We start from the raw sequence: 22,800 nt of genomic DNA on the forward strand, positions 1-22,800 counted from the left end.
CACGGCGGCCCAGCCACCCGGTCTCAACCTCAGGGGGTCACGATGACACCCATCGGAACGCGCCGCGTCTACCGTCCCGATCCACGGTCGATCGGCGTCAGCGAACAGTGGGGCCCGGCGAGCGCGTCGGTGGCCCTCGAACCCGCCGTCGTCGTCTCGATTCTGGGCGAGGTCGACGCGAGCAACGCCGGCCGGTTGGCCGGCTATCTCGAGCGGCACGTCGCAATCGCGACGGCCTTGGTCGTCGACGCCACCGCCGTCGACTTCTTCGGCGCGCCCGCGATGGCTGCGCTTCACGGCGTCGACCGGTGCTGCGCGGCGCTCGGCATCCGGTGGCGGCTGGTACCTGGCCCGGCCGTGCGACGAGTCCTACGGGTATGTGCGTCAACGGATCTGCCGCGCGCCGAGACCGTTCGGCTGGCACTGGTCGAACTGGGAGTCGCCTTCGAGGCTCCGGCAGCCGCCGACTCAGTCGTCGTCGGCTGACGGCCAGGCTGTCGCCGCGGCGGCCAGTCCGGCGACGAGGGCCGACGTCGGTGCGCACAATCCGTCGTCACCCTCGGGCCCGCTGCGGGGACTGATGCCGCGCACCCGCGGCGTCAGTTCCAGTTGCGCCCCGCCCCGGCGGGCCCGGTTCACCGGATTCTCCGGATGCAGCCCGCGGAGTTCGCGGGGGATGGCGTCCAGGTCGGTCACCACCTGGAAGCCCGGCACCAGTACGTGCGCGGCCAGATGCGCAGCCAAGACTCTGTTGCCGCCGCCGGCCAGCAGGTCCATGGTGCGCCCCACCCGGCCGTACCCGTGCAGCGAGACCACGACGTCGACGTGGTCGAGGAAGGCGTCCAAGAGCGCGGACTCCCCGGCCCGATACGCCGCGGAGGACAGGTGGTGGGGGTAGTCCTTGGGGTGCCGGACGACGTACACCGACGCGTCGGCGGTCGCCGCGGCGCGTTCGGCGATGACGTCGGTCATGCGTTCCAATCCGCCGCCGTGGATGGCGAGGAATCCGAACCGTGAGCGCAGTGTGCTGGCTTCGACGACCTCGGGATCGGCGAGAAGATCCGAAAGGCTCTGCGGCCCGGGCAAACTGGCGGGTGGCAGCTGGCGCGGCCAGTTGACGGGATCCCACCGCTGGAGGTATTCGACCCATCTGCGGGGGAGGCCGTGGTGGGTGGCGCCCCCGATGATCCGTTCCAGATAGCCGGGGCGCGGGGCGCCCGGTTCGACGCGCGGGTCCACGTAGACCCACGCCTCGGCAGGCCCGTCGGAGGTGTCGACGGTCATCCGGTCGCGCCGGTATCTGACCGGGACGCCCTCGGCACTGTCGAGCACCGCGAGATCGTGGTCGCTGATCTGCCACAGCACCCCGTGCACGCGCGCGCCGTCGAGGGGTTCCACCGTCGCGACACCGCGTTCGTTGATCAGCCAGTCATGGTCGGCGAGCGTGGCGGGCCGCGGCCGAGACGCATCGGGACAGCGGCGCCTCATCTGCGACACGTCCAGGTTGGACCCGTACGCGAAGTAGGGCTGCATTCAGCCCGACACCGTCAGATAGATCAGGACCACGTTGAGCACACTAATGACGCCGGCGACCGTCCAGCCAAGGGCCGTGGTGACGCGGTGGTTCACGTCGGCCCCCATCAACGTCCGGTTGCTGGTCAGCCGCACCAGCGGGACGAGGGCGAACGGGATGCCGAACGACAGCACCACCTGCGACAGCACCAGCGCCCGGCTCGGGTCGACGCCGATTGCCAACACGACGAGCGCCGGCACCAGGGTGACCAACCGGCGCAGGAGCAGCGGGTAGGACCGGCGAAGCAACCCCTGCATGATCATTGCGCCGGCATAGGCGCCGACCGAGGTCGACGCGAGCCCCGAGGCCAGAAGGCCGATCGCGAAGAACAGTGCGACGGTGTGCCCCAGGGAGTTCTGCACCGCGGCGTATGCGCCCTCGATCGAGTCGGTGTTCTCGACGCCCTGCAGATTGGTGGCGGCGACGAGCAGCATCGCGAGGTTCACCGCGCCCGCGACGAGCATGGCCAGGCTGACGTCGTAGCGGGTGGCGCGCAAGAGGTGCCGCCGCGGCGCACCTTCCTCGGGCCTGCCGTGCCGGTCACGGGCCAGCGCAGAGTGCAGGTAGACGGCGTGCGGCATGACGGTCGCCCCGAGCATGGCGGTGGCGAGCAGGATGCTCTCGGCGCCGTCGAAGCGCGGCACCAGACCGCCGACGACGTCACTCGGTGCGGGCGGGGCGACGAACAGGCTCGTCAGGAAGCCGATCGCGATGACGAGCAGCAGGCCGGTGATGACGCGCTCGAACACGCGTTGCCCGCGGCGATTCTGTACCGCGAGGAGGACGAGTGACACGACGCCGGTGATCACACCACCGAGCAGCAGCGGCAGGTCGAAGAGTAGGTAGAGCGCGATGGCGCCACCCACCACCTCGGCGAGATCGGTTGCCATGGCGACCAATTCGGCCTGCAGCCAATACGCGACGCGGGTCCGGGTCCGGGAGTGGTCGGCGACCGCTTCGGGCAGGGTGCGTCCGGTGACGAGGCCGAGTTTGGCCGAGAGGTACTGCACCAGCCCGGCCATCACGTTGGCGACCAGGATCACCCACACCAGGAGGAAGCCGTATTGCGCACCGGCGCTGACGTTGGCGGCGACGTTGCCGGGGTCGACGTAGGCGATGGCGGCGACGAACGCGGGTCCGAGCAGCATCGCGATCGCGCGCTGCGGCGCCTTGTCTACGAGCGACAACACCGTTTCCCTTGCATCCGGTCGGACGAATAGGAAAGTTAGGTTAACCGAAACCTGCGGTGGCGTGCTACCAGGGGAAGCCGACGATCCTGCCGCCGTAGGGCCACCACGGGTTGTCGTTCATCGCCGGCGGCGAGGTGGTGATCTGGGAATGGCCGGGGGTTTGGCACTGCGTGGTCGTCGGGTCGAGGTTGACGCACTGCGGCGCCGCCGACGCGACCGGGGCCAGCGCCACCGCCGCCGCGACGACGGCGAGTGCGGACGCGACCACCCGGGAGCGCACTTAGCCCCCGTTGCCGATGACGAGCGCCGGACCGTAGAACTCGTCGTCCCAGGGGTAGGTCCACGTCGGCACGTCCGGCGCCTGGGCGGAGATCTCCACGTTGCCCGGCGTCTGGCACTGGGTGGTGCTGGTGCCGGTCTCGCCGACTTGGCCCGTCGTCGTGCAGGCGGGTTGGTTGGAGATCTCGGTAGGGTCGGCCGACGCGGCGGGGGCGACGGCGACCGCGGCCACGGCACCCGCCGAGGCGATCAGACCGATGAGATGGCGAGTGCGCATTGGCAGGCCCTTCGTCGACGCCGTTCAGTCGGTTGACGGCAGATGCCCAGCGTACAACCCCCTTCCGGTCACCAGCGGCAAGTCGAGGGTGGTCCGGATTCCCGGCGCGGCAGCGACGACCTCGGGGATCGCGTTGACGACACGCGCCGCGGTCGCCACCAAACCCGCATGGTTGTGGTCGCCGTGACGACTGCTGAGGCACAGGTCGAGTGCGTAGCTCGGCTCCCCGGTGACCTCGATGCGGTACGAGCCGCCCTCCTGGGCGGGTTGCGGCCAGTCCGGGCACAAGTCGTCGCGGGTTCGCGTGACGTGCTCGAGGACGACGGCCGGGGTGCCGTCGACCATGCCGCGGACCTCGAAGCGCAAGGCCGCCGCGGTGCCCGTCGCGATGCGGCCGGAGGCGATGTCGAAGTCCTCGGGAGCGGGTTCGCGGACGTAGGTCTCGGTGACCTCGTCGAGGGTGACGCCGAGGCCGGCGGCGAGTTGGCGCACCACCGAACCCCAGGCGAGGCTCAGCACTCCGGGTTGCAGGAGCATCGGCGTCTCGTCGAGCGGCTTGCCGAACCCCATCACGTCGAACATGACGGTGGCGCTGTCGTAGGTGTCGTAGTTGATGATCTCCATGCAGCGGATCTGCTCGACGCTCTGGCAGGTGCCCGCCAGCGCCATCGGGATGAGGTCGTTGGCGAAGCCGGGGTCGATGCCGTTGACGAAGATGCTGGAGCTGCCCGCCTCTGCCGCGTCGCGGATCGGTGCGATCATCTCGTCGGGCAATGTGCCCCAGGGGTATTGGAGGAACACCGCGGCACTGGCGACGACGTTGACGCCGGCGGCCAAGATGCGACGGTAGTCCTCGAGTGCCTCGACGAGTCGGTTGTCGGCCATCGCGGTGTAGACCACGCACTGCGGCTCGGCGGCCAAGATGTCCGCCAGGTCGGTGGTGGCGGTGACGCCGGTCGACTCGTCGAGACCGGCCAGCTCGCCGGCGTCCTTGCCGGCCTTGGCATTCGAGGACACCCATACCCCGGTCAGGTCGAATCGGGGATCGCGGATCAGTTGGGAGAGCGCGTGCTTGCCGACGTTGCCGGTGCCGACGGCGGCGACCTTGATCGTCATGTCGAGGGTCCTCTACAGATCGGGGATGGGGAAGGAGAAATTCGGGTAGGTGATGCCGCCGTCGACCTCGAGGGTCTTGCCGGTCAGATAGCTTCCCGCGGGAGACGCGAGATACACCGCGGCCGCGGCGATGTCGGTCGGATCGCCCAACCGGCGCATGGGGGTGGCGTCCTCCATCGGCTTGCGCAGTTCGTCGTTGCTCGCCAGGACGTCCAGCGCCGAGGTCAGGATCGACCCGGGGGCGATGGCGTTGACCCGGATGCGCGGCGCCAGGTCCAGCGCCGAGAGGCGGGTGTAGTGCGCGAGCGCGGCCTTGGCCGTGCCGTAGGCGGCGAACCCGCGACCGGAGACCCGGCTCATCGTCGAGGTGACGTTGACGATGCTGCCGCCGCCGGAATGTTCGAGCATCAGCGGGACGGCGGCGACGGTCAGCGCGTGCGCGGTCGCCACGTTGAACGTGAAGGCGTCGCGCAGCTCCTTGGTCGAGGTGTCCAGCAGCGGGGCGGGCATGGTGCCGCCGACGTTGTTGACGACGACGTCTAGTCGCCCGAACGCGTCGACCGCGTGCTGCGCCAAGGACGCCGTGTCCTCCGGATGGGCCAGGTCGGCCACCACCACGTGGGCGCGGCGCCCGGTGGCGCGAACCTGCTCGGCCACCTCGTCGAGCTGCGACTGCGTGCGTGCGGCTATCACGACGTCGGCGCCGGCCTCGGCGAATGCCAGCGCCATCGCGGCGCCGAGTCCACGGCCCGCCCCGGTGACGACGGCGACCTGGCCGTCGAGTTTGAACATGTCGAGGATCACGGTCGTGGACGTTACTAGAACACGTTCTAATTTGGTGGGGGAATGGCCGCGCCGTTCGTCGGAACGCGATGATCGAGAAAGATGCTGACGAGGGTGTCGCCGGTGGTACCTTCCGGGCATCGATCGCCGAGGGGCGGCGCTCGGGAGGGGGTCGCCATGCGGCTGGGCACATCAGGGGTAGTTGGTCTCGTCGCGGCCGCGTTCGCCGCGGGGTTGATCGGTGGTGCGCCGGCGGCCTTCGCGGACGAGAGTTGCGATCCCGAGGTCGTGGCGTGCGACGCTCCTGGGGGCTTCGATTCCCCGGGCAACGTCCAAATCAACGACGCACCAACGCCTTCGGCGGATGAGGGCTACCCCTTCGACAACGAGTGGTACTTCAACCCCGCCGGGGGCGGCACGGCGCTGCAGCCGAACGAGGGATCGCATTCCGGTGGCGGTGGCGGTGCGACCGGCGGCGGCGGACATCGATGATGCCCAACCCGACCAGCACGCCCAGCCACGACCGAGGGGACTTCGTCATGCCGTTCAGTACTCGAGCCACCCGGCGGCTGGTGGCCACCGCAATCGGAGCCGGCATCGCGGGTGCGGTGTTGGCCGCGACGGCGCCCGCAGCGCTCGCCGACCCGCCACCGCCGCCGGCGCCCGGCTGCTCGGCGGCGGACTTCGAGGCCGTCGTCGGGCAGGTGTCCACGGCCACCTCGGCGTACTTCTTCACCCATCCCGACGTCAACGCGTTCTATTCGACGCTCAAGGGTCAACCGAGGGATCAGGTCAAGCAGCAGGTGGCCGCCTACCTCGACGCCAATCCGCAGACCAAGACCGACCTCGAGGGCATCCGGCAACCGTTGCGCGACATGAAGGATCGCTGCCGGTAGCTCGTCACGCCGGTCCGCCGAACGGAACCCCGGCTCGGCACAGCACGTTGGCGAAGAACGTGTCCTCACCGGTGCGTACGGCGAACGCCGCGTCCAGCACGGCCGCCTTGAAGCGGTCGTGGTCGACCGGCTCCGGCGTCAGGCCGAGGCCGAGGAGGTGCTCGTGCACCTTCGGGCTGACCGTGAGGACGTCGCGCGACACCCAACTGTGCTCGACGACCACCTCGCTCAGCACGGTCGCGGTGACGTCGGCGAACGTGGCCTGCCCGTAGCGGTAACCGAGGTCGACGAATGGCATGTCGCGTGCCAGGGGCAGTCCCGCGTCGCAGATGACGAACGTGTCGGTGTGCCGCAGCGCGGCAACGTGGCGGGCCAGCTCGGCGTGAATGATTCCGTCGCGCTTCATGATCGGTTCTCCTGAACTGCCGCGGTGAGGCTGGAGAGGTCGGCATACGAGTCCTGCGCGCCGGCCGCCCGAACGGCGAGCGAGCCGGCGACCACACCCCAGCGGCACGCGTCGAGCAGGTCGTCCCCGGCGCTCAGCCGGGCCGCGACGACTCCGGCGAACGCGTCCCCGGCGCCGGTGGTGTCGACGACGTCCGACGACGGTGCGGGCAGCGACGTCGTCTCGCCGGTGGCGTCGGTGATCAGCGCGCCCGCTGCACCCAGGGTGGTGACGACGGCGCCGACCCCGCGGCCCCGCAGGCCGGCGTGTGCGGCGGCGATGGCCTCGACGTCGGTGCCCACCGTGCCTCCCTCGACGGATCCGACCACCATGGCGAGTTCGTGCTCGTTGACGATCAGCACGTCGCACCGGGCCAGCAGAGCGGCCGGCAGCGTCGCGGCGGGTGCGGCGTTCAGCACGAACGTGCCGCGCGCCCGATCGGCCGCGGCCACGACGACCTCGACCGGAATCTCCAACTGCGCCAACACCACCGATGCGTGCTCGACGACACCGGGAAGGTCCTCCGGCCAACTCCCGTTGGCTCCGGCGACGACGATGATCGTGTTGTCACGCTCGGCGACGGTGATGAGTGCCGTCCCGGTCGGCTCGCCGGCGACGACCGAGACGTGCGTGGTCAGCACGCCCCGCTCCTCGAGCCGCCGCCGCGCCGTCGACCCGCTCGCGTCGTCGCCGATGCTGGCGACCATCGCGACGGTCGCCCCCGCGAGCGCCGCCGCGACGGCTTGATTGGCGCCCTTGCCGCCGACCGACGAACTCGTCGACGTGCCCATGATCGTCTGTCCCGGTTGGGGAAACGCCGGGGCGGTGACGGTGTGGTCGACGTTGACGGATCCGACGACCACCACGGCCGGGTGCTCAGGCATCGGCGTCGCCCGCGATCGCACCGGTGATCAGGCCGACGAGCTCGGCGCCGTCGGTCTGGCTCATCGCCCGGTGGGCCGCGGTGCGTCCCCGTCGCAGCACCCACGCGGTGTCGGCCACGCGCATGACCTGATCCATGTCGTGGCTGACCAGCAACACGGTGACGCCGTTGGACCGCAGCCGGCCGATCAGCTTCTCCACCGCCGCGGTCTCCCGAACGCCAAGTGCCGCAGTCGGTTCGTCCATGATGACCAGCGTGGTACCCCAGTTGGCGGCGCGGGCGATCGCGACGCTCTGGCGTTGCCCACCCGACATTCGACGCACCGTGGCGCGCACGTTGGGCACGTTGACGTCCAGGTCGGCGAGGATCGTCGAACTGCGGGCGATCATCGTCTTCTTGTCGAGCACCCGCAGGGGCACCACCCCCTTGGTCAGTTCCCGGTTGAGGTACAGGTTCTGCCACACCTCGAGATCCTCGATCAGGCCCAGATCCTGAAAGACGGTCTCGATACCGAGGTGGCGGGCGTCGTCGGGCGAGCCCAGTTTGATGGCCTCTCCGCGGAAGCGGATCTCGCCGTCGTCGGGCGAGTGCACCCCGGTCAGGCATCGCACCAGGGTCGACTTGCCCGCACCGTTGTCACCAAGAAGCGCGGTGACCGTGCCCTCGGTGATGGACAGGTCCACTCCCTGCAGGGCGCGGACGGCGTCGAATGACTTGGTGATGCCGCGCAATTCGACCAGTGGTGCGCCGTTGTCAGTGGTCACGTCGGGAGCCCTCACTTCTGGAACCTGGAGATGAACGCGGCACCGAGCACGACGGCGCCGACGGCCACGGGCTGGTAGTTCTGCGAGATGCCGATCAGGGTGAAGCCGTTGATCAGACTGGTCAGCAGCACCGCGCCCACCGCCGATCCGAGCACCGAGGCGCGGCCGCCGAACAGGCTGGAGCCGCCCAGCACGACCGCGGCGATCGACGACAGCAGCAGGTCGGTCTGAAGGCTGGGATCGGCGCCGCCGGTGCGGGCGACCAGCAGGATGCCCGCCACCCCGCACGCCAGTCCCGACAGCACGTAGGCCAACAGCTTCATCCGCGCGACGTTGATACCCGTCCCGCGGGCCGCGTCGACGTTGCCTCCGGTGGCCAGCAGGTGCGTGCCGGTCTTGGTGCGGAACAACAGGAATGCCGTCAGCAGCGCGGCGATGATGGCCACCAACCAGAACCAGCGCACGGGGCCGACGCCGTCGAGCGCCAACCCCTGCAGGAAGGGTGACGAGACCGCGACGGTGTTACCGCCGGTCAGCAGCAGGGTGGCGCCGCTGACCACCGACAGCGAGCCCAGCGTGACGATGAAGTCGGTCATGTTCAGCCGGGCCACCAGTAGCCCGTTCAGCAGTCCGACCAGTGCACCGGCGAGCAGTGCCAGCAGCATCGACACGGCCAGATTGGCGCCGTTGGTGTAGGCGAATCCCAAAACGGCTGCAGCCCAGGGCAAATTGGACCCAACGGACAGGTCGATGCCGGCGATCGCGATGACGACCTGCTGGCCCATGGCCAACACCATCAGGATCGAGGCGGACACCAGCAGGTCGGTCAGGTTGGCGACGGTGAGGAAGTTCGGGGTCGCGATGAAGAAGACGACGAACACCACGACCAGGCCGATCGGGGCGGCGTAACGCGCCGCCGCCCCGACCGACACGGTGCGCTTCCTGGTTTCCCCGGCCGGGGGTGCCTCGGTAGCGGCGGTCATCACTTCCCGCCGGTGACGGGGTTGTCGTACGGCTCGAACGGCTGCGGGAACGAAGCGATCGCCTCGTCGACGTTGGACTTGTCGATGAGGTGGATCGGTGCGACGACCCGCTCCGGCACGGACTTCTTCGCGACCAGGTTGATGCACGCCTGGACGGCCATTTGGCCCTCGGCATAGGGGTATTGGCTGATCGTGCCGGACAGCGTGCCGTCCTTGACGGCCTGAAGAGCCGCGGTGATGCCGTCGACCGAGATGATCGACACGACGCCGGTCTTGCCCGCGTTCTTCACCGCTTGGGCGGCGCCGAGTCCCATGGTGTCGTTGGCGGCGAAGATGCCGGTGATGTTCGGGTGCGCGCGCAGCAGGTCGCCGGTCACCGTCAACGCGAGGTTCTGGTCGTAGTCGGCAGGCTGCGTGGCGACGATCTGCAGCTTGCCCTGCGTGGCGTCGGTGAAGCCCTTGAGTCGGTTGATTCCGTTCTGCTCACCCGCGATGCCCTGAAGCACGGCGACCTCGCCCTTGCCGCCCATGTCGGCCATCAGCGCCGCACCGGCCTGCTGACCGGCCGAGAGGTTGTCCGAGCCGATGAACGACGCGTAGGACACGCCGGCGGCCTTGGATGCGTCCGCGTCGATCTGGGTGTCCAGGTTGAGGATTGGGATGTTCTTCTTCGCGACGGGCACCAGCGGGGTGATCACGTTGGTGGCGTTGACCGGGACGACGCCGAAGCAGTCGTAGTCCTGCGCGGCCAGCGTCGAGATCTTGGTGTTCTCGCCCGTGGAGTCGGTCTCGGAGCTACCGGCCTGCACCGTGACCTCGACGCCCTGCTTCTTGCCTTCGGCCTCGGCGCCGTCACGCAGCGCGGCCCAGTACGGGTTGGTGAAGTCGCGTGTGACGATCGCGATCTTCGCGCCGCCGCTGGCCTCGCCCCCGCTTGGCGAGCGGTTGCACCCGGCCGCCGTCAGCGCCAGGGTGCCGCACAGCAGAGCGGTAAGGGCGACGCGGCACTGCGTCGCGCCCACGGGGTTCTTCATGGTTGTTCCTTTCTCGTCGGCGTCACCGCTGTGGCGACTGCCGCTTTCTGGTTGGGGCGGGGGTCGCCCCTCCCGGGTCGTCGGTGGTGGCCTCGCCGCAGGAACCGCGGCGGACGAGGTGGCACGCGGGGTGCGCGCTGTGCGCGGGTTCGCCGGTCAGCAGCGCGACCATGGCGTCGACGGCGGCGACAGCCAACGCGCCGATGGGCTGGGCGACCGACGTCATGGGTGGGTCGAACAGGTCGAACCAGGGCGCGTCGTCGAAGCCGACGAGCGAGACGTCCTGCGGGACGCGAATGTTGGCCGCGCGCAACCCCTTCAGTGCGCCGACCGCCATCAGTCCGTCCGCGGCGAAGATCGCGGTGGGGGGCTGACGGCGGGCCATCAGTCGGTGCACGGCCGTGACGCCGCTGTCCTGGCGAAAGTCGCCCTCCACGACGGTGATGCCCCGCGGTGGTACGCCGCGGCGCAGCAACGCCTCGCGAAGGACGTCCCGGCGCTCTTGACCGACCTGGGTCTGCAGCGGGGGCGCGATGATGCCGATTCGGCGATGTCCGAGCGAGGAGAGCAGCTCGGCCACTTCGTCGAGTGCGGCCCTGGCGTCGCTGCGGACGATCGGACACTTGGCGAGGTGGCGTGCGGCGGCACCGCGGCCGGTGACTTCGACGGGCCGGTCCAGCAGGACCATCTTCGCCGCGCCGGCCGCCGCCTGCTGCAGGCCGGGGGTCATCGCCGCGGTGGGGACGACGATGGTGCCGTCGACCTGGCGGCCGGCGAGCAGGCTCGAGAGGTAGTCGTCCTGTCGCCGGGCGTCTTCGTCGCTGTTGCAGAGCACGATCGAATACGACTTCCGGGCGGCGGCGCGCTGAATCTCCCCGGCCAGCTCGGCGAAGAACGGGTTGGCCACGTCGCTGACGACCAGGCCGATGGTGCGGGTGGAGTCGGTACGCAGCGCCCGGGCGCCGACGTGCGGCCGGTACCCCATGGCACGCGCGGCTTCCTCGACCCTGGTCCGAGTGGCCGGGGAGATGCGGTCGCTCCCGGCGAGCGCGAGCGACACCGTGGCGGCGGAGACGCCGACCCGCTGCGCTACGTCCTGCATCCGAACCGTCACCCCGGCCCTCACTGTTTAATCGATTAACTAGACGTGTGACTGTGACACAGATCTCAGCGGGGGTCAACCATCGGGTGGTGCTCTGGCGGGGCGGAGCGGGGTGACGACCGGGGTGATCAGGCCTTCTTGGCCGGTGCCTTCTTCGCCGCGGTCTTCTTGGCGGGCGCCTTCTTCGCGGCCGTCTTCTTGGCGGCGGTCTTGGCGGGAGCCTTCTTGGCCGGTGCCTTCTCGTCGGTGTCAGCCGCGGTCTTCTTCGCTCCCGCGCGGGCCTTCACGCTGGCCTCCAGCTTGGCTAGCAGGTCGGAGACGTCGTCGGTCTCGTCGAGGTTCTCGGCGGGCTGGTCCTCGACCGTGAACGCCTCGCCGCCTTCGAGTTTGGCTTGCACCAACTCGTGCAGCTGCTCCTGATAGTCGTCACGGAACTGGTCGGGGTGGAAGTCGTCGGTCATCGACTCGACCACCTGGCCGGCCATCTTCAGTTCGGCGGGCTTGATCTCCACTTCCTTGTCCAGCACCGGGAAGTCGGGGTCGCGGATCTCGTCGGGCCACAGCAGCGTGTGGATCACCATGACGTCGCGCTTGCTGAAGTCCTTGACCCGCAACGCCGCCAGGCGGGTCTTGTTCCGCAGGGCAAAGTGCACGATCGCCACCCGATCGGTCTCGGCCAGTGTCTTGGCAAGCAGCACATACGATTTCGACGACTTCGAATCGGGTTCGAGGAAGTAGCTCTTGTCGTACATCAGTGGGTCGAGCTGATCGGCCGGGATGAACTCGACGACCTCGATCTCACGGCTGCGCTCCTCGGGCAGCGTGGCGATGTCCTCGTCGGTGATGATCACCGTCTGTCCGTCGTCGGAGTCGTAGGCCTTTGCGATGTCCCGGTATTCGACGACTTCGCCGCACACCTCGCACACCCGCTTGTAGCGGATGCGCCCGTTGTCCTTGGCGTGCACCTGGTGGAACTTGATGTCGTGGTCTTCGGTGGCGCTGTAGACCTTGACCGGCACGTTGACCAGCCCGAAGGCTATCGATCCCTTCCAGATGGAACGCATGACCCAGTATGGCCCACGGAGTCATCCCATTTGAAGAGCCGCGCGGTCGGGCAGGTCTGCCCCGGCCTTGGACACCGTCAGCGCCGACGCCAGGACGGCATGGGACAGAACGCCCGTCAGCGCGTCGTCGTCGATGCGCTTCAGATCGGCCCGCTTGTCGCCGCCCAGCAGGTCGAGCGACCACAGCGCGTCGACGAGACCGGTCATGAACGAGTCGCCGGCACCCACCGTGTCGACCACGTCGACCTTTCGAGCCGCCACCCGCACGGTCCCCGCCGCGGAGATCGCGAACGCACCGTCCCCGCCCATGGTGACCGCGACGATCGACGGCCCAAGGGATTGCCAAGCGGTGGCTACCTGTTCGGGCGTGCGCGTCGGGTCGATCCAGCGCAGGTCTTCGTCACTGGCCTTGACCACGTCGGCCTTCTCGACGAGCCGCTCGATCCGGTTGACCGCCTGATCGTGATCCTCGATCAGGGCGGGCCGGACGTTCGGGTCGTAGGTGACGGTGGCCGAGAGCCGATACGCGTCGAGCAGCGCCGCGGTCGCCAGGCAGCCCGGGTCGAGAAACCCTGCGATCGAACCGGTGTGGACGGTCAACGGGGGAGCCACCTCTGGGGTGCCCGACAACCGCCAGTCGATGTCGAAGGTGTACTGCGCGGCGCCGGTGTCGTCGAGCCGCGCCTCGGCGGTCGGCGTGCGTTCGGCGGTGACGCTGCCCGGCACCAGTCGCACCCCGGATGCCTCGACGTGTTCGACGATGCGCCGGCCGCGTTCGTCGTCGGCGACGTGGGTGAGGAAGTCGACGTCGCGCCCCAGTCGCCCCAGTCCGATCGCGACGTTCAGCGGGCTGCCGCCGACGTGCTCGCCGAGCACCCGTCCGTCGCGCTGGACGATGTCGATCAGCGCCTCACCGATGACGAGGGCCCGGTTCGTCATCCTTCTTTCACCAGCGCTTCCAACGTCGCCCGCGCGCCGTCACGGTGCAGCGAGTCCAGCGCCCACAGATACGCCTCGACGAAGCGCGGCTGCTCGGCGAGATCGCCGAACAGTGCCGTGTTCTCGATGAACGCCGTCGGGTTCTCCAGCTGCGACTTGGCAAGCGGCACCAGCGAATCCGCCAGGTTGTCCTGCACGTCGATTGGCTTGCCCTGCTCGTCGACGCCCTCGGCGTAGCGAGCCCAACTCGCAACGGTCGCGGCCGAGAGCCGCACCGGCTCACCGGAACGCAGATTCTCCTTGATCACCGGCACCAGCCACTGAGGAATACGATCCGATGAGCCGAAGCACAGCCGCACGATGGTGTCCCGCACGCCGGGATTGGCGAAGCGTTCGATCGCGGTCTGCTTGAACTTGGGCAGGTCGATGCCAGGCACCGGCTTGAGCGTCGGCGTCGCCTCGGTGTCCATGTACTCCAGCAAGAACTTGGCGAACAACGGGTCGCCGGCGGCGTCGGCCACCAGCCGGTAGCCCGCCAAATACGCGAAGTAGCAGAGCGCTTGATGGCCGGCATTGAGCAGCCTCAGCTTCATCAACTCGTACGGCGTGACGTCCTCGACCAGCAGCACGCCGACGTCCTCATACGGTGGCCGTCCGTCGGAGAAGTCGTCGTCGAGCACCCACGCGGTGAACGGTTCGGCCGCAACGGGCCATTCGTCCTCGACGCCGTAATCGGCGGACAGATTCTCGATCACGTCCGGCGTCGTGACCGGCGTGATGCGGTCCACCATCGAGTTCGGAAATCGCGTGTTGGCCTTCATCCATTCGGCCAGCTCGGGCTGGGTCCGCTCGGCGTAAGAGGTGAAGGCGGCGCGGGCGACGTCGCCGTTGCCCTCGATGTTGTCGCAGGAGACGATCGTCGGCGATGGGAGGCCGCGTTCCCTGCGGCGCGCCAACGCCTCTGTGACCAGTCCGAAGACGCTGTCCGGGCTGGCGTCGTCGGTCGCGTAGCCGCCCTCGGTGATGGTCAGTTCGACGATGCGCGTGGTGGGCGCGGCGATCAGTTCGACGACTGCCTCGGGATCGTCGGGTGCGAATTTGTAGTCGACGATGGATCCGATGACGCGTGGGTCGCGGGTGCCGTCGGGGTTCATCAAGATCAGGGTGTAGAGGCCGTCTTGGTCGGCCATGACCGACGCCATCTTGCGGTCGCCGGGCAGCACGCCGACTCCGCAGATGCCCCACTCCGTGGCCTTGCCCTCGGACAGCAACCGGTCCAGGTACATCGCCTGGTGCGCGCGGTGAAAGCCGCCCACACCGAAATGGACGATGCCGACGGTGATTTCGCTGCGATCGTAGGACGGCTTCGCGATCGGGATCTCGGGCAGGGACGCGTTGTTGAGCTTCATGACTCGATCACCACTTCCTGGACGCTACCCCGCACGGGTTGGGGGTCGATGTGAATTCGTACGGTCGGAGCGGCCATTTCGCCTCGCGACGGCCGCTGCACTGAAAGTGTTGTGTAGGTCACATTCACATGTTAGCGTGGTGAGCATCTACACGCGACCCCGAGCATCTGCTCACTGATCTGGTTGGAGGGGATCGGAGATCGTGGCGACACCGACGTCGAACGCCCGCGTGGTTCAGCGGGCAGTCCACGCAAGCGCGGCTCCAGCGGACCGGCCTGGGGAGTCCATGCAACCGCCCGCCCAGGCCGCCTCGAACAGCGGGGGAACCCCCGAGGATCTCCGTCTCGCGCTTCGGGCGGCCACGCTCTACTACCTCGACGGGCTCACCCAGGCGGAGATCGCCGCCAAGCTTGGCGTCTCGCGGCCCACCGCGGGCAGGTTGATCGCCAGGGCCAAGGCCAGGGGTTTGGTGCGCATCGAAGTCGTCGTCCCGCCCACCATGAAGGACGATCTGCACGCCGACGAGGAGCGACTGCTCGAGGAGCGCTACGGCCTGACCGAGGCCGTGGTAACCGGGCACCTGGGGCGCGCCGCCGGTGCCCTGCTCATGCGACGGCTTTCCGAGAACGACGTCCTCGGCTTCACGTGGGGCCCCGAGCAGGTGGCAGCCGTCACCGCCTTGGCCCCCGGCGTCGCGAGCTGTCGCGTGGTCGTCCAACTCGACGGCGCGATGTCCACCGCCGCCTACCAAACCGGCATGGAGTTCATCCTCAGTCGTGGGGCAGACATGTTGCGCGCCAGCGCAATGCGACTTCCGGCACCCCTGTACGCCGATCCGTCGACCGTGACGTCCATGCGGAACGACTCGGTGATCTCGCGCACGCTGGAGACCGGCCGGCGAGCCGACACCATGCTGTTTGGCGTGGGCTCGGTGAGCACCTCCACGACGCTCTTCGAGGGCAGCTTCCTCGACACCCGGATGCTGGACGAACTGGTCTCACTCGGTGCCGTCGGGGAGATCGGCGGGCGCTTCTTCGACGCCAACGGCGCGCCGGTGATCACCGAGCTCGCCCACCGCGCGGTGTCGGTGCCACTCGAGGACATCCGCACCTGCGCCAAGACCATCCTCGTCTGCAGCGGTCCGCCCAAGCACGAAGCAACGCGGGCCGCACTGCTCGGCGGGTTGGCGAAGCTGCTGGTATGCGACATCGATTGCGCACGTTGGCTATTGGAGCACTAGGACAGGGAACACACGCAGTTGTACTCGACGAGGAGTGAGGTGAAGATGAAAGCGACACGAGCAGTGCGAAAGCTCTCGGTGTGCGCGGTGGCCCTCGGGCTGACGCTGACCGCGGGCTGTTCGGGCGCGGGCAGCTTGGGGGCATCGGACAACGAGGTGACCATCGCCTTGGTCTCCAACTCGCAGATGACCGACGCGCAGAAGTTGTCGCCGGAGTTCGAAAAGGCGAACCCCGGCGTGAAGTTGAAGTTCATCTCCCTCTCGGAGAACCAGGCCCGCGCGAAGATCACCATGTCGACCGCCATGGGCGGCAGCCAGTTCGACGTCGCGATGATCAGCAACTTCGAGACCCCGCAGTGGGCCAAGGACGGCTGGTTGCTGCCCCTTTCGGACTACGCGAAGAACACGCCCGGGTACGACGAAGCCGATTTCATCCCGTCGCTGCGCGACTCGCTGTCATACGAGGGCAGCATGTACTCGGTGCCGTTCTACGGCGAGTCGTCGTTCCTGATGTACCGCAAGGACATGTTCGAGAAGGCCGGCATCACCGTCAACCCGGATCCGAGCTACCAGCCCACCTGGCAGGAGGTCGCCGACTGGGCCAAGACCATCAAGGCCAAGCAGATCTCGGACGCGGGTATCTGCTTGCGCGGCAAGCCCGGCTGGGGTGAAGTGCTCGCGCCGCTGGACACCGTCATCAACACCTTCGGCGGTCGCTGGTTCGACGAGAAGTGGAACGCGCAGCTCAACAGCCCCGAGGTGAAGAAGGCCGTCAACTTCTACGTCAACACGATCAAGGACTCCGGCGAGTTGGGCGCGTCCTCGACGGGTTTCCAGGAGTGCGCCAACCTGTTCGGCCAGGGTCAGACCGCGATGTGGTACGACGCGACCTCAGCGGTCTCGACGATCGAGGATCCCAAGACCTACCCCGATCTGGTGGGCAAGATCGGCTACCTGCCCGCACCGATCGTGGAGAAGCCCAACTCGGGCTGGCTCTACACCTGGGCACTCGGCATCCCCAAGGCCGCCAAGAACCCAGAAGGCGCATGGAAGTTCATCTCCTGGATGACGAGCAAGGACTACATGAAGCTGGTGGGCGAGAAGCTGGGCTGGGCCCGCGTCCCACCCGGAAGTCGCACGTCGACGTACACGGAACTTCCGCAGTATGAGGCAATCTCGAAGTCGTACGGCCCGTTGACCCTGCAGTCGATCACCAACGCGTCACCGAACAAGCCGACGGTGCAACCGGTTCCGTACACCGGCGTCCAATTCGTCGGGATTCCCGAGTTCCAGGATCTGGGCACCCGGGTCAGCCAGCAGATCAGTGCGGCCATCGCCGGCCAGATCTCCGTCGACGAAGCGATGGAGCAATCACAGAAATACGCCGAGGTCGTCGGCAAGAGCTACCAGGAGAAGTGATGACTCTTACCGCTGAAACAGAGTCGGACGCCGGTCAGGGGGCAGTGGCCGAACGGGTTCGCAAGATCCGTGAAGCCCAGGACACCGGGGTCAGCCGGGCCGAGGGGTGGCGCAGACGGGGACCGCTCCTGCCCGCGCTGATCTTCATGATCGCCGTGACGCAGGTGCCATTCCTGTTCACGCTGTACTACTCGACGCTTTCTTGGAACCTGGTTCGGCCGGGCTCACGGCAATTCGTCGGGTTCAGCAACTACGTCGCCGTCGTCCAGGACCGTCAGTTCTGGTCGGTCGCGGGCAACACCGTCGTCCTCATCGTCGGTGTCGTGCTGATCTCGGCGCTGCTCGGCCTCGGAATCGCCCTGCTGCTCGATCGCGCGTTCCTGGGCCGCGGCGTCGTGCGCACCCTCCTGATCACGCCGTTCCTGATCACCCCCGTCGCCGGGGCCCTGATCTGGAAGACGACGATCCTCGACCCCAACAACGGCATCCTGAATTGGGTGCTCTCGCTGGTGGGCATCGGGCCGGTGGACTGGATCGGCCAGTTCCCGCTGGCGATGGTGATGGTCGAATTGATTTGGCAGTGGACGCCTTTCATGATGCTGCTGATCCTGGCCGGATTGACGTCCATGCCGCGGGACCAGCTCGAGGCGGGCCGGGTCGACGGTGCCACGGCAATGCAGCTCTTCCGTGAGCTGACGCTGCCGCACCTGCGGCGCTTCATCGAGTTGGGCGTCGTGCTCGGAGCCATCTACCTGGTGAACACGTTCGACGCCATCTTCATGATGACGCAGGGCGGGCCGGGCGTGGCCAGTGCCAACCTGCCGTTCTACATCTACCAGCGCGCGTTCCTCGGCTTCGACATGGGCCAGGCGGCGGCGATGGGCGTGGTGGTCGTCATCTTCACGATGATCATCGCCAGCTTCGCGTTGAGGTTGATCTTCAAATCGTTCTCCGGCAAGGAAGAGGCTGCGTAACCATGACTACCACTGCCGAACGCACCACCGCGACAGAGGATGCCGCCCCGGTGCGCAAGAAGAAGTCCAAGAAGTTCAGCCCGTGGGGATTGGTCGCCTGGCTCGTCGGGCTCGGCTTCTTCTTCCCGGTCTTCTGGATGGTGTTGACGTCGTTCAAGCAAGAGAGTGACGCCGCGACCAACCCGCCGAAGCTGTTCTTCGTCCCCACGCTGGATCAGTACTCGGCGGTGTTCGAGCAGGGCATCGGGCCGGCGATGTTGAACTCGGTGTTCGCCACCGCGATGTCGACGATCCTGGTGCTGTTGCTGGGCGTACCGGCCGCGTTCGCGCTGTCGCTGCGCCCGGTGCGCAAGACCTCGGACGCACTGTTCTTCTTCATGAGCACGAAGATGCTGCCCGTCGTCGCGGCGATCCTGCCGCTATATGTCATCGTGTCCAACCTTGGTCTGCTGGACAACATCTGGGCACTGGTCGTCCTCTACACCTCGATGAACCTCCCGATCGCGATCTGGATGATGCGGTCGTTCTTCCTCGAAGTCCCCGGCGAACTGCTCGAGGCCGCCAGCCTCGACGGCGCCAGCCTGTGGCGGTCGGTGCGTGAGGTGATCCTGCCGCTGGTCTCACCCGGCATCGCGGCCACCGCACTCATCTGCGTCATCTTCGCCTGGAACGAATTCTTCCTCGCAGTGAATCTCACTGCGGTGAACGCCCAGACGATGCCGGTGTACCTGGTCGGCTTCATCGCCGGTGAGGGTCAGTACTGGGCCGTGCTGTCGGCGGCGGCCACGATGGCCGCACTGCCGGTGATCCTGTGCGGCTGGTTCGCCCAGAACAAGCTCGTTCGTGGTCTTTCCTTCGGCGCCATCAAGTAGAGGAGTAAACACAATGGCTGCAATCACGTACAAGAACGCGTCCTGCATCTACGAGGGCTCCGACAAGCTCGCCGTGGACAACCTCAACCTCGACATCCAGGACGGCGAGTTCGTCGTCCTGGTCGGGCCGTCCGGTTCGGGCAAGAGCACCGCACTGCGCATGCTGGCCGGCCTCGAAGACATCGACGAGGGCAGCATCTCCATCGGCGGCAAGGACATGACGGGGGTCCCGTCCAAGGACCGCGACATTGCGATGGTGTTCCAGAACTACGCGCTCTACCCCAACAAGACCGTCGCCGAGAACATGGGCTTCGCCCTGAAGCTGCGCGGCGTCTCCGCCGAGGAGCGGCGCAAGAAGGTCGAGGAGGCCGCCAAGGTCCTCGACCTGACCGAGCACCTGGATCGCAAGCCCGCCAAGCTGTCCGGTGGTCAGCGTCAGCGCGTTGCGATGGGCCGAGCCATCGTGCGCGAGCCGCAGGTGTTCTGCATGGACGAGCCACTGTCCAACCTCGACGCCAAGTTGCGGGTGCAGACCCGCACCCAGATCGCCGCGTTGCAGCGCCGTCTCGGCACCACCACCGTGTACGTCACGCACGACCAGGTCGAGGCCATGACGATGGGCGACCGGGTGGCGGTGCTCCGGTTCGGAAAGCTGCAGCAATTCGCCTCTCCCAACGAGCTTTACGACCGTCCGGCGAACGCCTTCGTCGCCGGGTTCATCGGGTCTCCGGCGATGAACCTGTTCACCGCTGAGATCGCCTCCGGCGGCGTTCGCGTCGGTGACTCGATCTTCGAGCTCGAGCGTGACCAGCTGACCAAGCTGAGCGAGTCGGGCCTCAAGGAGGTCACCGTCGGGATCCGGCCCGAGGCACTGGAGGTCACCGAGACCGGTGGTGTCGAGGTGGTCGTCGACCTGGTCGAGGATCTCGGCAGCGAGGCCTACGTCTACACCCATGCGGGCACCGGCGGTGTCGAGCTGGTGGCGCGGTGCAATCCGCGCACGGCGCCGCGGTTGGCCGACACGGTTCGGCTGCGCCGGCATCCCGAAGGTGTCGTGCACCTGTTCCATCCGAGTTCGGGCGAACGTCTGAACTGATGCGCGCGCCGGCGGGCCGGAGCGCAGCGACCGGGGGATTGACACCGGAGCTGCGGCTCCGAGCACCGTCTCCGGGTCTGCTCGGATTGCCTTGGGACAGGCCGCTTTCGGAGTGGGTGGTTCCCGACGTGCCGCTGCGCGACATCGCGGTGGGGATGAGTCGCCACCTGGTCAAGTTCGTCGACGCCGACGGTCAGCTCTGGGCGGTCAAGGACATGCCGCCGCGGATCGCGATCAAGGAGTACGAGGTGCTGCGCCAGCTCGAGGAGATGGGCCTGCCCGCCGTCCATCCCGCCGGGCTGGTGCTGCAGCCGGAGTTCGAGACCGCGATCTTGGTTACCCGGTACCTCGAGGGGTCCTGGCAGTATCGCCGGTTGTTCATGCGGTTGCCGCCGGATCAACCCGCGCACCGGGCACGGCTGCTGGATGCGATGGCGGGGCTGCTGGTGGAGTTGCACCGCCACGGCGTGTTCTGGGGCGACTGCTCGTTGGCGAACACGTTGTTCTCGCGTGACGGACAGCGTCTGCAGGCCTGGTTGGTCGACGCCGAGACCTCCGAGGTGCATCCGAAGTTGAGCCGGGGCCAGCGTCGGCACGACTTGGAGATCCTGGTCGAGAACGTGGCCGAAGGTCTGGTCGACTTGGCTGAGCGACTTGGTCTTCCGGAGGAGATGCACCTGACGCTGATCGCCGAGGCCGAGCAGGTCCAGGTGCGCTACGACGAGCTGTGGGAGTTGTTGCACGCCGAGCCCGTCTTCGGCTTCGCCGACCGCTATCGCGTCGAGGGGACGATCCGGCGACTCAACGACCTGGGCTTCGCCGTCGACGAATTGTCCTTGCAGCCAGACGCTTCGGACCCGAGTCGCATGCGGGTGCGGGTGGCGGTCGGGGATCGCAGATATCACGCTCAGCATCTGCAGGAGCTCACCGGGCTCGACGTCGGGGAGGGGCAGGCGGCGATCCTGTTGGGTGACCTCCACGCGTATCAGGCGCAACTGTGTCTGGAGGCGGGGCACGACGTGGACGAGGCGACCGCGGCCCGCCTGTGGACGATCGAGATCTTGACGCCGTACGAGCAACTGGCCCACGAGGTCGTCGGTCACCGGGGTTCGGCGATCCAGGCATACTGCGATCTGCTCGAGGTGCGTTGGTTGCTCAGCGAGAAGGCGGGTCGCGACGTCGGGACCAACAAGGCGCTCGCGGCGTTGGCCGGCGACGTCATCCCCACCGATTCGGCGGCGAAGATGTCGGTCGCCGAAGTGCCGACCGCACCGTTCGCGGTGCTGGAGATGGACGACGATCTCTCTTAGACGCTTCTCACGAAACACGTCGCGGAATTGCTAAGATTCGAACATATGTTTGATTCATGGGTACGGGGGAGGTGCAGGCGGCGGTTACAGCGCTGCGCGCTGCACATGACGCGCTGGCGGCGTTGTCGGTCGACGCGTTGACCGCTCCCGAATTGCCAAGATTCGAACATATGTTTGATTCATGGGTACGGGGGAGGTGCAGGCGGCGGTTACAGCGCTGCGCGCTGCACATGACGCGCTGGCGGCGTTGTCGGTCGACGCGTTGACCGCTCCCGAATTGCACAGTGTGCTCGACGATCTGGAGACGCTGTCCTGCCAGTTGCCGGTGCAGGGCCATCGTCTGCTGACCCGGCTGCAGGCCGAGACGACGCCGAAGGTGCTGGGGGCCAAGTCGTGGCGCGACGTGTTGGCCATCCGGTGGCGGATTTCGTCGAGCGAGGCCGGGCGCCGGCTGGAGGAGGCCGCGCTGCTGGCGTCGCGGCAGACGGTGATCGGCGCACCGCTGGATCCGGTGTTGCCGTGCACGGCGATCGCTCAGTCCCACGGTGTGATCAACCGGGAGCACGTCCACGTGCTGGCCAAGGCGATGAGCCGCATCCCACCGGCGGTGGANTGATCGGCGCACCGCTGGATCCGGTGTTGCCGTGCACGGCGATCGCTCAGTCCCACGGTGTGATCAACCGGGAGCACGTCCACGTGCTGGCCAAGGCGATGAGCCGCATCCCACCGGCGGTGGACCCGACCACCCGCGGGCAGATCGAAGCCGATCTGGTCAGGGCGGCGATGAGATTGGGGCCCAAGGAGCNCAAGGACAACGCCGATCGCACGATCTTCCTGCTCGACCAGGACGGCCCGGAACCCGACGACACNGAACGGGCCCGTCGCCGTGGTGTCACCACGGGGCCGCAGCGGCCCGACGGGATGATCCCGCTCCGGGGCACTTTGACCCCGGAGGCGTGGGCGATCTACGAGGCGATCTTCGCCAAGTGGGCNGCGCCGGGGATGTGCAACCCGGCCGACCAACATCCCTGCCTGACGGGCACTCCCACCCAGGAACAGATCGACGGCGACCACCGCAGCCTGGGCCAGCGTCAGCATGACGCGCTGATGGCGGTCGGACGCAGTGTGCTGGCCAGTGGGGAGCTTGGCCGG

General features: G+C 67.7%; 25 protein-coding genes and 1 pseudogene. 11 read left to right on the forward strand and 15 right to left on the reverse strand.

Annotation, left to right across the window (positions count from 1 at the left end):
• The first annotated feature begins 42 nt into the window (after nucleotides 1-42).
• Entirely contained in the window at nucleotides 43-486 is a 444-nt protein-coding gene (locus H7K45_RS01540) for an STAS domain-containing protein (protein WP_263993955.1), read from the forward strand.
• On the opposite strand, the gene H7K45_RS01545 is transcribed toward H7K45_RS01540, so the two are convergent.
• The 6 genes from H7K45_RS01545 to H7K45_RS01570 form a co-directional block, all read right to left on the reverse strand.
• Nucleotides 469-1,533 carry a poly-gamma-glutamate hydrolase family protein gene (locus tag H7K45_RS01545; protein WP_263993957.1) on the reverse strand — a complete coding sequence of 355 codons (1,065 nt, stop codon included), beginning with the start codon at nucleotides 1,531-1,533 and terminating at the stop codon, nucleotides 469-471. The two genes, H7K45_RS01540 and H7K45_RS01545, sit on opposite strands and share 18 nt — an antisense overlap.
• Nucleotides 1,534-2,763, reverse strand: a complete 1,230-nt coding sequence (locus tag H7K45_RS01550; protein WP_372512481.1) for an Nramp family divalent metal transporter — start codon at nucleotides 2,761-2,763, stop codon at nucleotides 1,534-1,536.
• 64 nt (nucleotides 2,764-2,827) lie between these two features.
• Complete coding sequence (locus H7K45_RS01555) at nucleotides 2,828-3,043, reverse strand: hypothetical protein (RefSeq protein ID WP_263993959.1); 216 nt, start codon at nucleotides 3,041-3,043, stop codon at nucleotides 2,828-2,830.
• On the reverse strand, nucleotides 3,044-3,319 hold the full coding sequence (locus H7K45_RS01560) for a hypothetical protein (protein WP_263993961.1): 276 nt from the start codon (nucleotides 3,317-3,319) through the stop codon (nucleotides 3,044-3,046). It lies immediately after the preceding gene.
• A 24-nt stretch (nucleotides 3,320-3,343) separates the two neighbouring features.
• Nucleotides 3,344-4,435 (reverse strand): NAD(P)H-dependent amine dehydrogenase family protein, encoded by a 1,092-nt coding sequence (locus tag H7K45_RS01565; RefSeq protein WP_263993962.1) that lies wholly within the window; start codon nucleotides 4,433-4,435, stop codon nucleotides 3,344-3,346.
• 12 nt (nucleotides 4,436-4,447) lie between these two features.
• On the reverse strand, nucleotides 4,448-5,239 hold the full coding sequence (locus H7K45_RS01570) for an SDR family oxidoreductase (RefSeq protein ID WP_263993963.1): 792 nt from the start codon (nucleotides 5,237-5,239) through the stop codon (nucleotides 4,448-4,450).
• A gap of 156 nt (nucleotides 5,240-5,395) precedes the next feature.
• Here H7K45_RS01570 and H7K45_RS01575 point away from each other — a divergent pair, with 156 nt between their 5' ends.
• Together H7K45_RS01575 and H7K45_RS01580 are read left to right on the forward strand one after the other, a co-directional pair.
• Nucleotides 5,396-5,710 carry a hypothetical protein gene (locus H7K45_RS01575; RefSeq protein WP_263993964.1) on the forward strand — a complete coding sequence of 105 codons (315 nt, stop codon included), beginning with the start codon at nucleotides 5,396-5,398 and terminating at the stop codon, nucleotides 5,708-5,710.
• The gene (locus H7K45_RS01580) at nucleotides 5,710-6,114 is read left to right on the forward strand and encodes a heme-binding protein (RefSeq protein ID WP_372512482.1); all 405 of its coding nucleotides are present in this window, start codon (nucleotides 5,710-5,712) and stop codon (nucleotides 6,112-6,114) included. Before H7K45_RS01575 ends, H7K45_RS01580 begins: the two co-directional genes overlap by 1 nt.
• Nucleotides 6,115-6,118: 4 nt before the next feature.
• Here H7K45_RS01580 and rbsD read toward each other — a convergent pair whose 3' ends face one another.
• From rbsD to H7K45_RS01625, 9 genes are all read right to left on the reverse strand, one after another.
• The gene (gene rbsD / locus H7K45_RS01585) at nucleotides 6,119-6,520 is read right to left on the reverse strand and encodes a D-ribose pyranase (RefSeq protein ID WP_263993965.1); all 402 of its coding nucleotides are present in this window, start codon (nucleotides 6,518-6,520) and stop codon (nucleotides 6,119-6,121) included.
• Entirely contained in the window at nucleotides 6,517-7,443 is a 927-nt protein-coding gene (locus H7K45_RS01590) for a ribokinase (protein ID WP_263993966.1), read from the reverse strand. The genes rbsD and H7K45_RS01590 overlap by 4 nt, the downstream gene beginning before the upstream one ends.
• Entirely contained in the window at nucleotides 7,436-8,206 is a 771-nt protein-coding gene (locus H7K45_RS01595) for an ATP-binding cassette domain-containing protein (protein WP_263993967.1), read from the reverse strand. The genes H7K45_RS01590 and H7K45_RS01595 overlap by 8 nt, the downstream gene beginning before the upstream one ends.
• 11 nt (nucleotides 8,207-8,217) lie before the next feature.
• A complete protein-coding gene (locus tag H7K45_RS01600) occupies nucleotides 8,218-9,189 on the reverse strand; it encodes an ABC transporter permease (RefSeq protein WP_263993968.1) in 972 nt (323 codons plus the stop codon).
• A complete protein-coding gene (locus H7K45_RS01605) occupies nucleotides 9,189-10,223 on the reverse strand; it encodes a sugar ABC transporter substrate-binding protein (protein ID WP_263993969.1) in 1,035 nt (344 codons plus the stop codon). Before H7K45_RS01605 ends, H7K45_RS01600 begins: the two co-directional genes overlap by 1 nt.
• 22 nt (nucleotides 10,224-10,245) lie before the next feature.
• Nucleotides 10,246-11,325, reverse strand: coding sequence for a LacI family DNA-binding transcriptional regulator (locus H7K45_RS01610; RefSeq protein WP_263993970.1), 1,080 nt, complete (start codon nucleotides 11,323-11,325; stop codon nucleotides 10,246-10,248).
• A gap of 128 nt (nucleotides 11,326-11,453) precedes the next feature.
• Nucleotides 11,454-12,389, reverse strand: coding sequence for a non-homologous end joining protein Ku (gene ku / locus H7K45_RS01615; protein ID WP_263993971.1), 936 nt, complete (start codon nucleotides 12,387-12,389; stop codon nucleotides 11,454-11,456).
• Nucleotides 12,390-12,410: 21 nt separating this feature from the next.
• Complete coding sequence (locus H7K45_RS01620) at nucleotides 12,411-13,328, reverse strand: carbohydrate kinase family protein (RefSeq protein WP_263993972.1); 918 nt, start codon at nucleotides 13,326-13,328, stop codon at nucleotides 12,411-12,413.
• On the reverse strand, nucleotides 13,325-14,737 hold the full coding sequence (locus H7K45_RS01625) for a mannitol dehydrogenase family protein (RefSeq protein ID WP_263993973.1): 1,413 nt from the start codon (nucleotides 14,735-14,737) through the stop codon (nucleotides 13,325-13,327). The genes H7K45_RS01620 and H7K45_RS01625 overlap by 4 nt, the downstream gene beginning before the upstream one ends.
• A gap of 286 nt (nucleotides 14,738-15,023) precedes the next feature.
• Here H7K45_RS01625 and H7K45_RS01630 point away from each other — a divergent pair, with 286 nt between their 5' ends.
• The 8 genes and pseudogenes from H7K45_RS01630 to H7K45_RS01665 form a co-directional block, all read left to right on the forward strand.
• Nucleotides 15,024-15,977, forward strand: coding sequence for a sugar-binding transcriptional regulator (locus H7K45_RS01630; RefSeq protein WP_263993974.1), 954 nt, complete (start codon nucleotides 15,024-15,026; stop codon nucleotides 15,975-15,977).
• 45 nt (nucleotides 15,978-16,022) lie between these two features.
• Nucleotides 16,023-17,396: an ABC transporter substrate-binding protein gene (locus H7K45_RS01635; RefSeq protein ID WP_263993975.1), complete on the forward strand. Its 1,374-nt coding sequence runs from the start codon at nucleotides 16,023-16,025 to the stop codon at nucleotides 17,394-17,396.
• A complete protein-coding gene (locus H7K45_RS01640) occupies nucleotides 17,396-18,370 on the forward strand; it encodes a carbohydrate ABC transporter permease (protein WP_263993976.1) in 975 nt (324 codons plus the stop codon). Before H7K45_RS01635 ends, H7K45_RS01640 begins: the two co-directional genes overlap by 1 nt.
• A 2-nt stretch (nucleotides 18,371-18,372) precedes the next feature.
• Nucleotides 18,373-19,242: a carbohydrate ABC transporter permease gene (locus tag H7K45_RS01645; RefSeq protein WP_263993977.1), complete on the forward strand. Its 870-nt coding sequence runs from the start codon at nucleotides 18,373-18,375 to the stop codon at nucleotides 19,240-19,242.
• A gap of 13 nt (nucleotides 19,243-19,255) precedes the next feature.
• The gene (locus tag H7K45_RS01650) at nucleotides 19,256-20,338 is read left to right on the forward strand and encodes an ABC transporter ATP-binding protein (RefSeq protein WP_263993978.1); all 1,083 of its coding nucleotides are present in this window, start codon (nucleotides 19,256-19,258) and stop codon (nucleotides 20,336-20,338) included.
• On the forward strand, nucleotides 20,338-21,648 hold the full coding sequence (locus tag H7K45_RS01655) for a DUF4032 domain-containing protein (RefSeq protein ID WP_263993979.1): 1,311 nt from the start codon (nucleotides 20,338-20,340) through the stop codon (nucleotides 21,646-21,648). Before H7K45_RS01650 ends, H7K45_RS01655 begins: the two co-directional genes overlap by 1 nt.
• Nucleotides 21,649-21,829: 181 nt before the next feature.
• On the forward strand, nucleotides 21,830-22,264 hold the full coding sequence (locus H7K45_RS01660; protein ID WP_372512483.1) for a DUF222 domain-containing protein: 435 nt from the start codon (nucleotides 21,830-21,832) through the stop codon (nucleotides 22,262-22,264).
• A 68-nt stretch (nucleotides 22,265-22,332) separates the two neighbouring features.
• A pseudogene (locus tag H7K45_RS01665) lies at nucleotides 22,333-22,778 on the forward strand (DUF222 domain-containing protein); the annotation flags it as partial.
• Nucleotides 22,779-22,800: the final 22 nt, after the last annotated feature.

The organism is Mycobacterium yunnanensis (assembly GCF_025823185.1).
GTDB classification, from domain to species: domain Bacteria; phylum Actinomycetota; class Actinomycetes; order Mycobacteriales; family Mycobacteriaceae; genus Mycobacterium; species Mycobacterium yunnanensis.

What these genes read in the sequence shown, in the direction of transcription:
- H7K45_RS01645 (WP_263993977.1), top strand. Translation starts at nt 18,373, where the DNA reads ATGACTACCACTGCCGAACGCACCACCGCGACAGAGGATGCCGCCCCG.
- H7K45_RS01650 (WP_263993978.1), top strand. Translation starts at nt 19,256, where the DNA reads ATGGCTGCAATCACGTACAAGAACGCGTCCTGCATCTACGAGGGCTCC.
- H7K45_RS01545 (WP_263993957.1), bottom strand. Translation starts at nt 1,533, where the DNA reads ATGCAGCCCTACTTCGCGTACGGGTCCAACCTGGACGTGTCGCAGATG.
- H7K45_RS01590 (WP_263993966.1), bottom strand. Translation starts at nt 7,443, where the DNA reads ATGCCTGAGCACCCGGCCGTGGTGGTCGTCGGATCCGTCAACGTCGAC.
- H7K45_RS01630 (WP_263993974.1), top strand. Translation starts at nt 15,024, where the DNA reads ATGCAACCGCCCGCCCAGGCCGCCTCGAACAGCGGGGGAACCCCCGAG.
- H7K45_RS01640 (WP_263993976.1), top strand. Translation starts at nt 17,396, where the DNA reads ATGACTCTTACCGCTGAAACAGAGTCGGACGCCGGTCAGGGGGCAGTG.
- H7K45_RS01540 (WP_263993955.1), top strand. Translation starts at nt 43, where the DNA reads ATGACACCCATCGGAACGCGCCGCGTCTACCGTCCCGATCCACGGTCG.
- H7K45_RS01600 (WP_263993968.1), bottom strand. Translation starts at nt 9,189, where the DNA reads ATGACCGCCGCTACCGAGGCACCCCCGGCCGGGGAAACCAGGAAGCGC.
- H7K45_RS01625 (WP_263993973.1), bottom strand. Translation starts at nt 14,737, where the DNA reads ATGAAGCTCAACAACGCGTCCCTGCCCGAGATCCCGATCGCGAAGCCG.
- H7K45_RS01575 (WP_263993964.1), top strand. Translation starts at nt 5,396, where the DNA reads ATGCGGCTGGGCACATCAGGGGTAGTTGGTCTCGTCGCGGCCGCGTTC.
- H7K45_RS01605 (WP_263993969.1), bottom strand. Translation starts at nt 10,223, where the DNA reads ATGAAGAACCCCGTGGGCGCGACGCAGTGCCGCGTCGCCCTTACCGCT.
- rbsD (WP_263993965.1), bottom strand. Translation starts at nt 6,520, where the DNA reads ATGAAGCGCGACGGAATCATTCACGCCGAGCTGGCCCGCCACGTTGCC.
- H7K45_RS01610 (WP_263993970.1), bottom strand. Translation starts at nt 11,325, where the DNA reads ATGCAGGACGTAGCGCAGCGGGTCGGCGTCTCCGCCGCCACGGTGTCG.
- H7K45_RS01620 (WP_263993972.1), bottom strand. Translation starts at nt 13,328, where the DNA reads ATGACGAACCGGGCCCTCGTCATCGGTGAGGCGCTGATCGACATCGTC.
- H7K45_RS01655 (WP_263993979.1), top strand. Translation starts at nt 20,338, where the DNA reads ATGCGCGCGCCGGCGGGCCGGAGCGCAGCGACCGGGGGATTGACACCG.
- H7K45_RS01635 (WP_263993975.1), top strand. Translation starts at nt 16,023, where the DNA reads ATGAAAGCGACACGAGCAGTGCGAAAGCTCTCGGTGTGCGCGGTGGCC.
- ku (WP_263993971.1), bottom strand. Translation starts at nt 12,389, where the DNA reads ATGCGTTCCATCTGGAAGGGATCGATAGCCTTCGGGCTGGTCAACGTG.
- H7K45_RS01580 (WP_372512482.1), top strand. Translation starts at nt 5,710, where the DNA reads ATGCCCAACCCGACCAGCACGCCCAGCCACGACCGAGGGGACTTCGTC.
- H7K45_RS01565 (WP_263993962.1), bottom strand. Translation starts at nt 4,435, where the DNA reads ATGACGATCAAGGTCGCCGCCGTCGGCACCGGCAACGTCGGCAAGCAC.
- H7K45_RS01560 (WP_263993961.1), bottom strand. Translation starts at nt 3,319, where the DNA reads ATGCGCACTCGCCATCTCATCGGTCTGATCGCCTCGGCGGGTGCCGTG.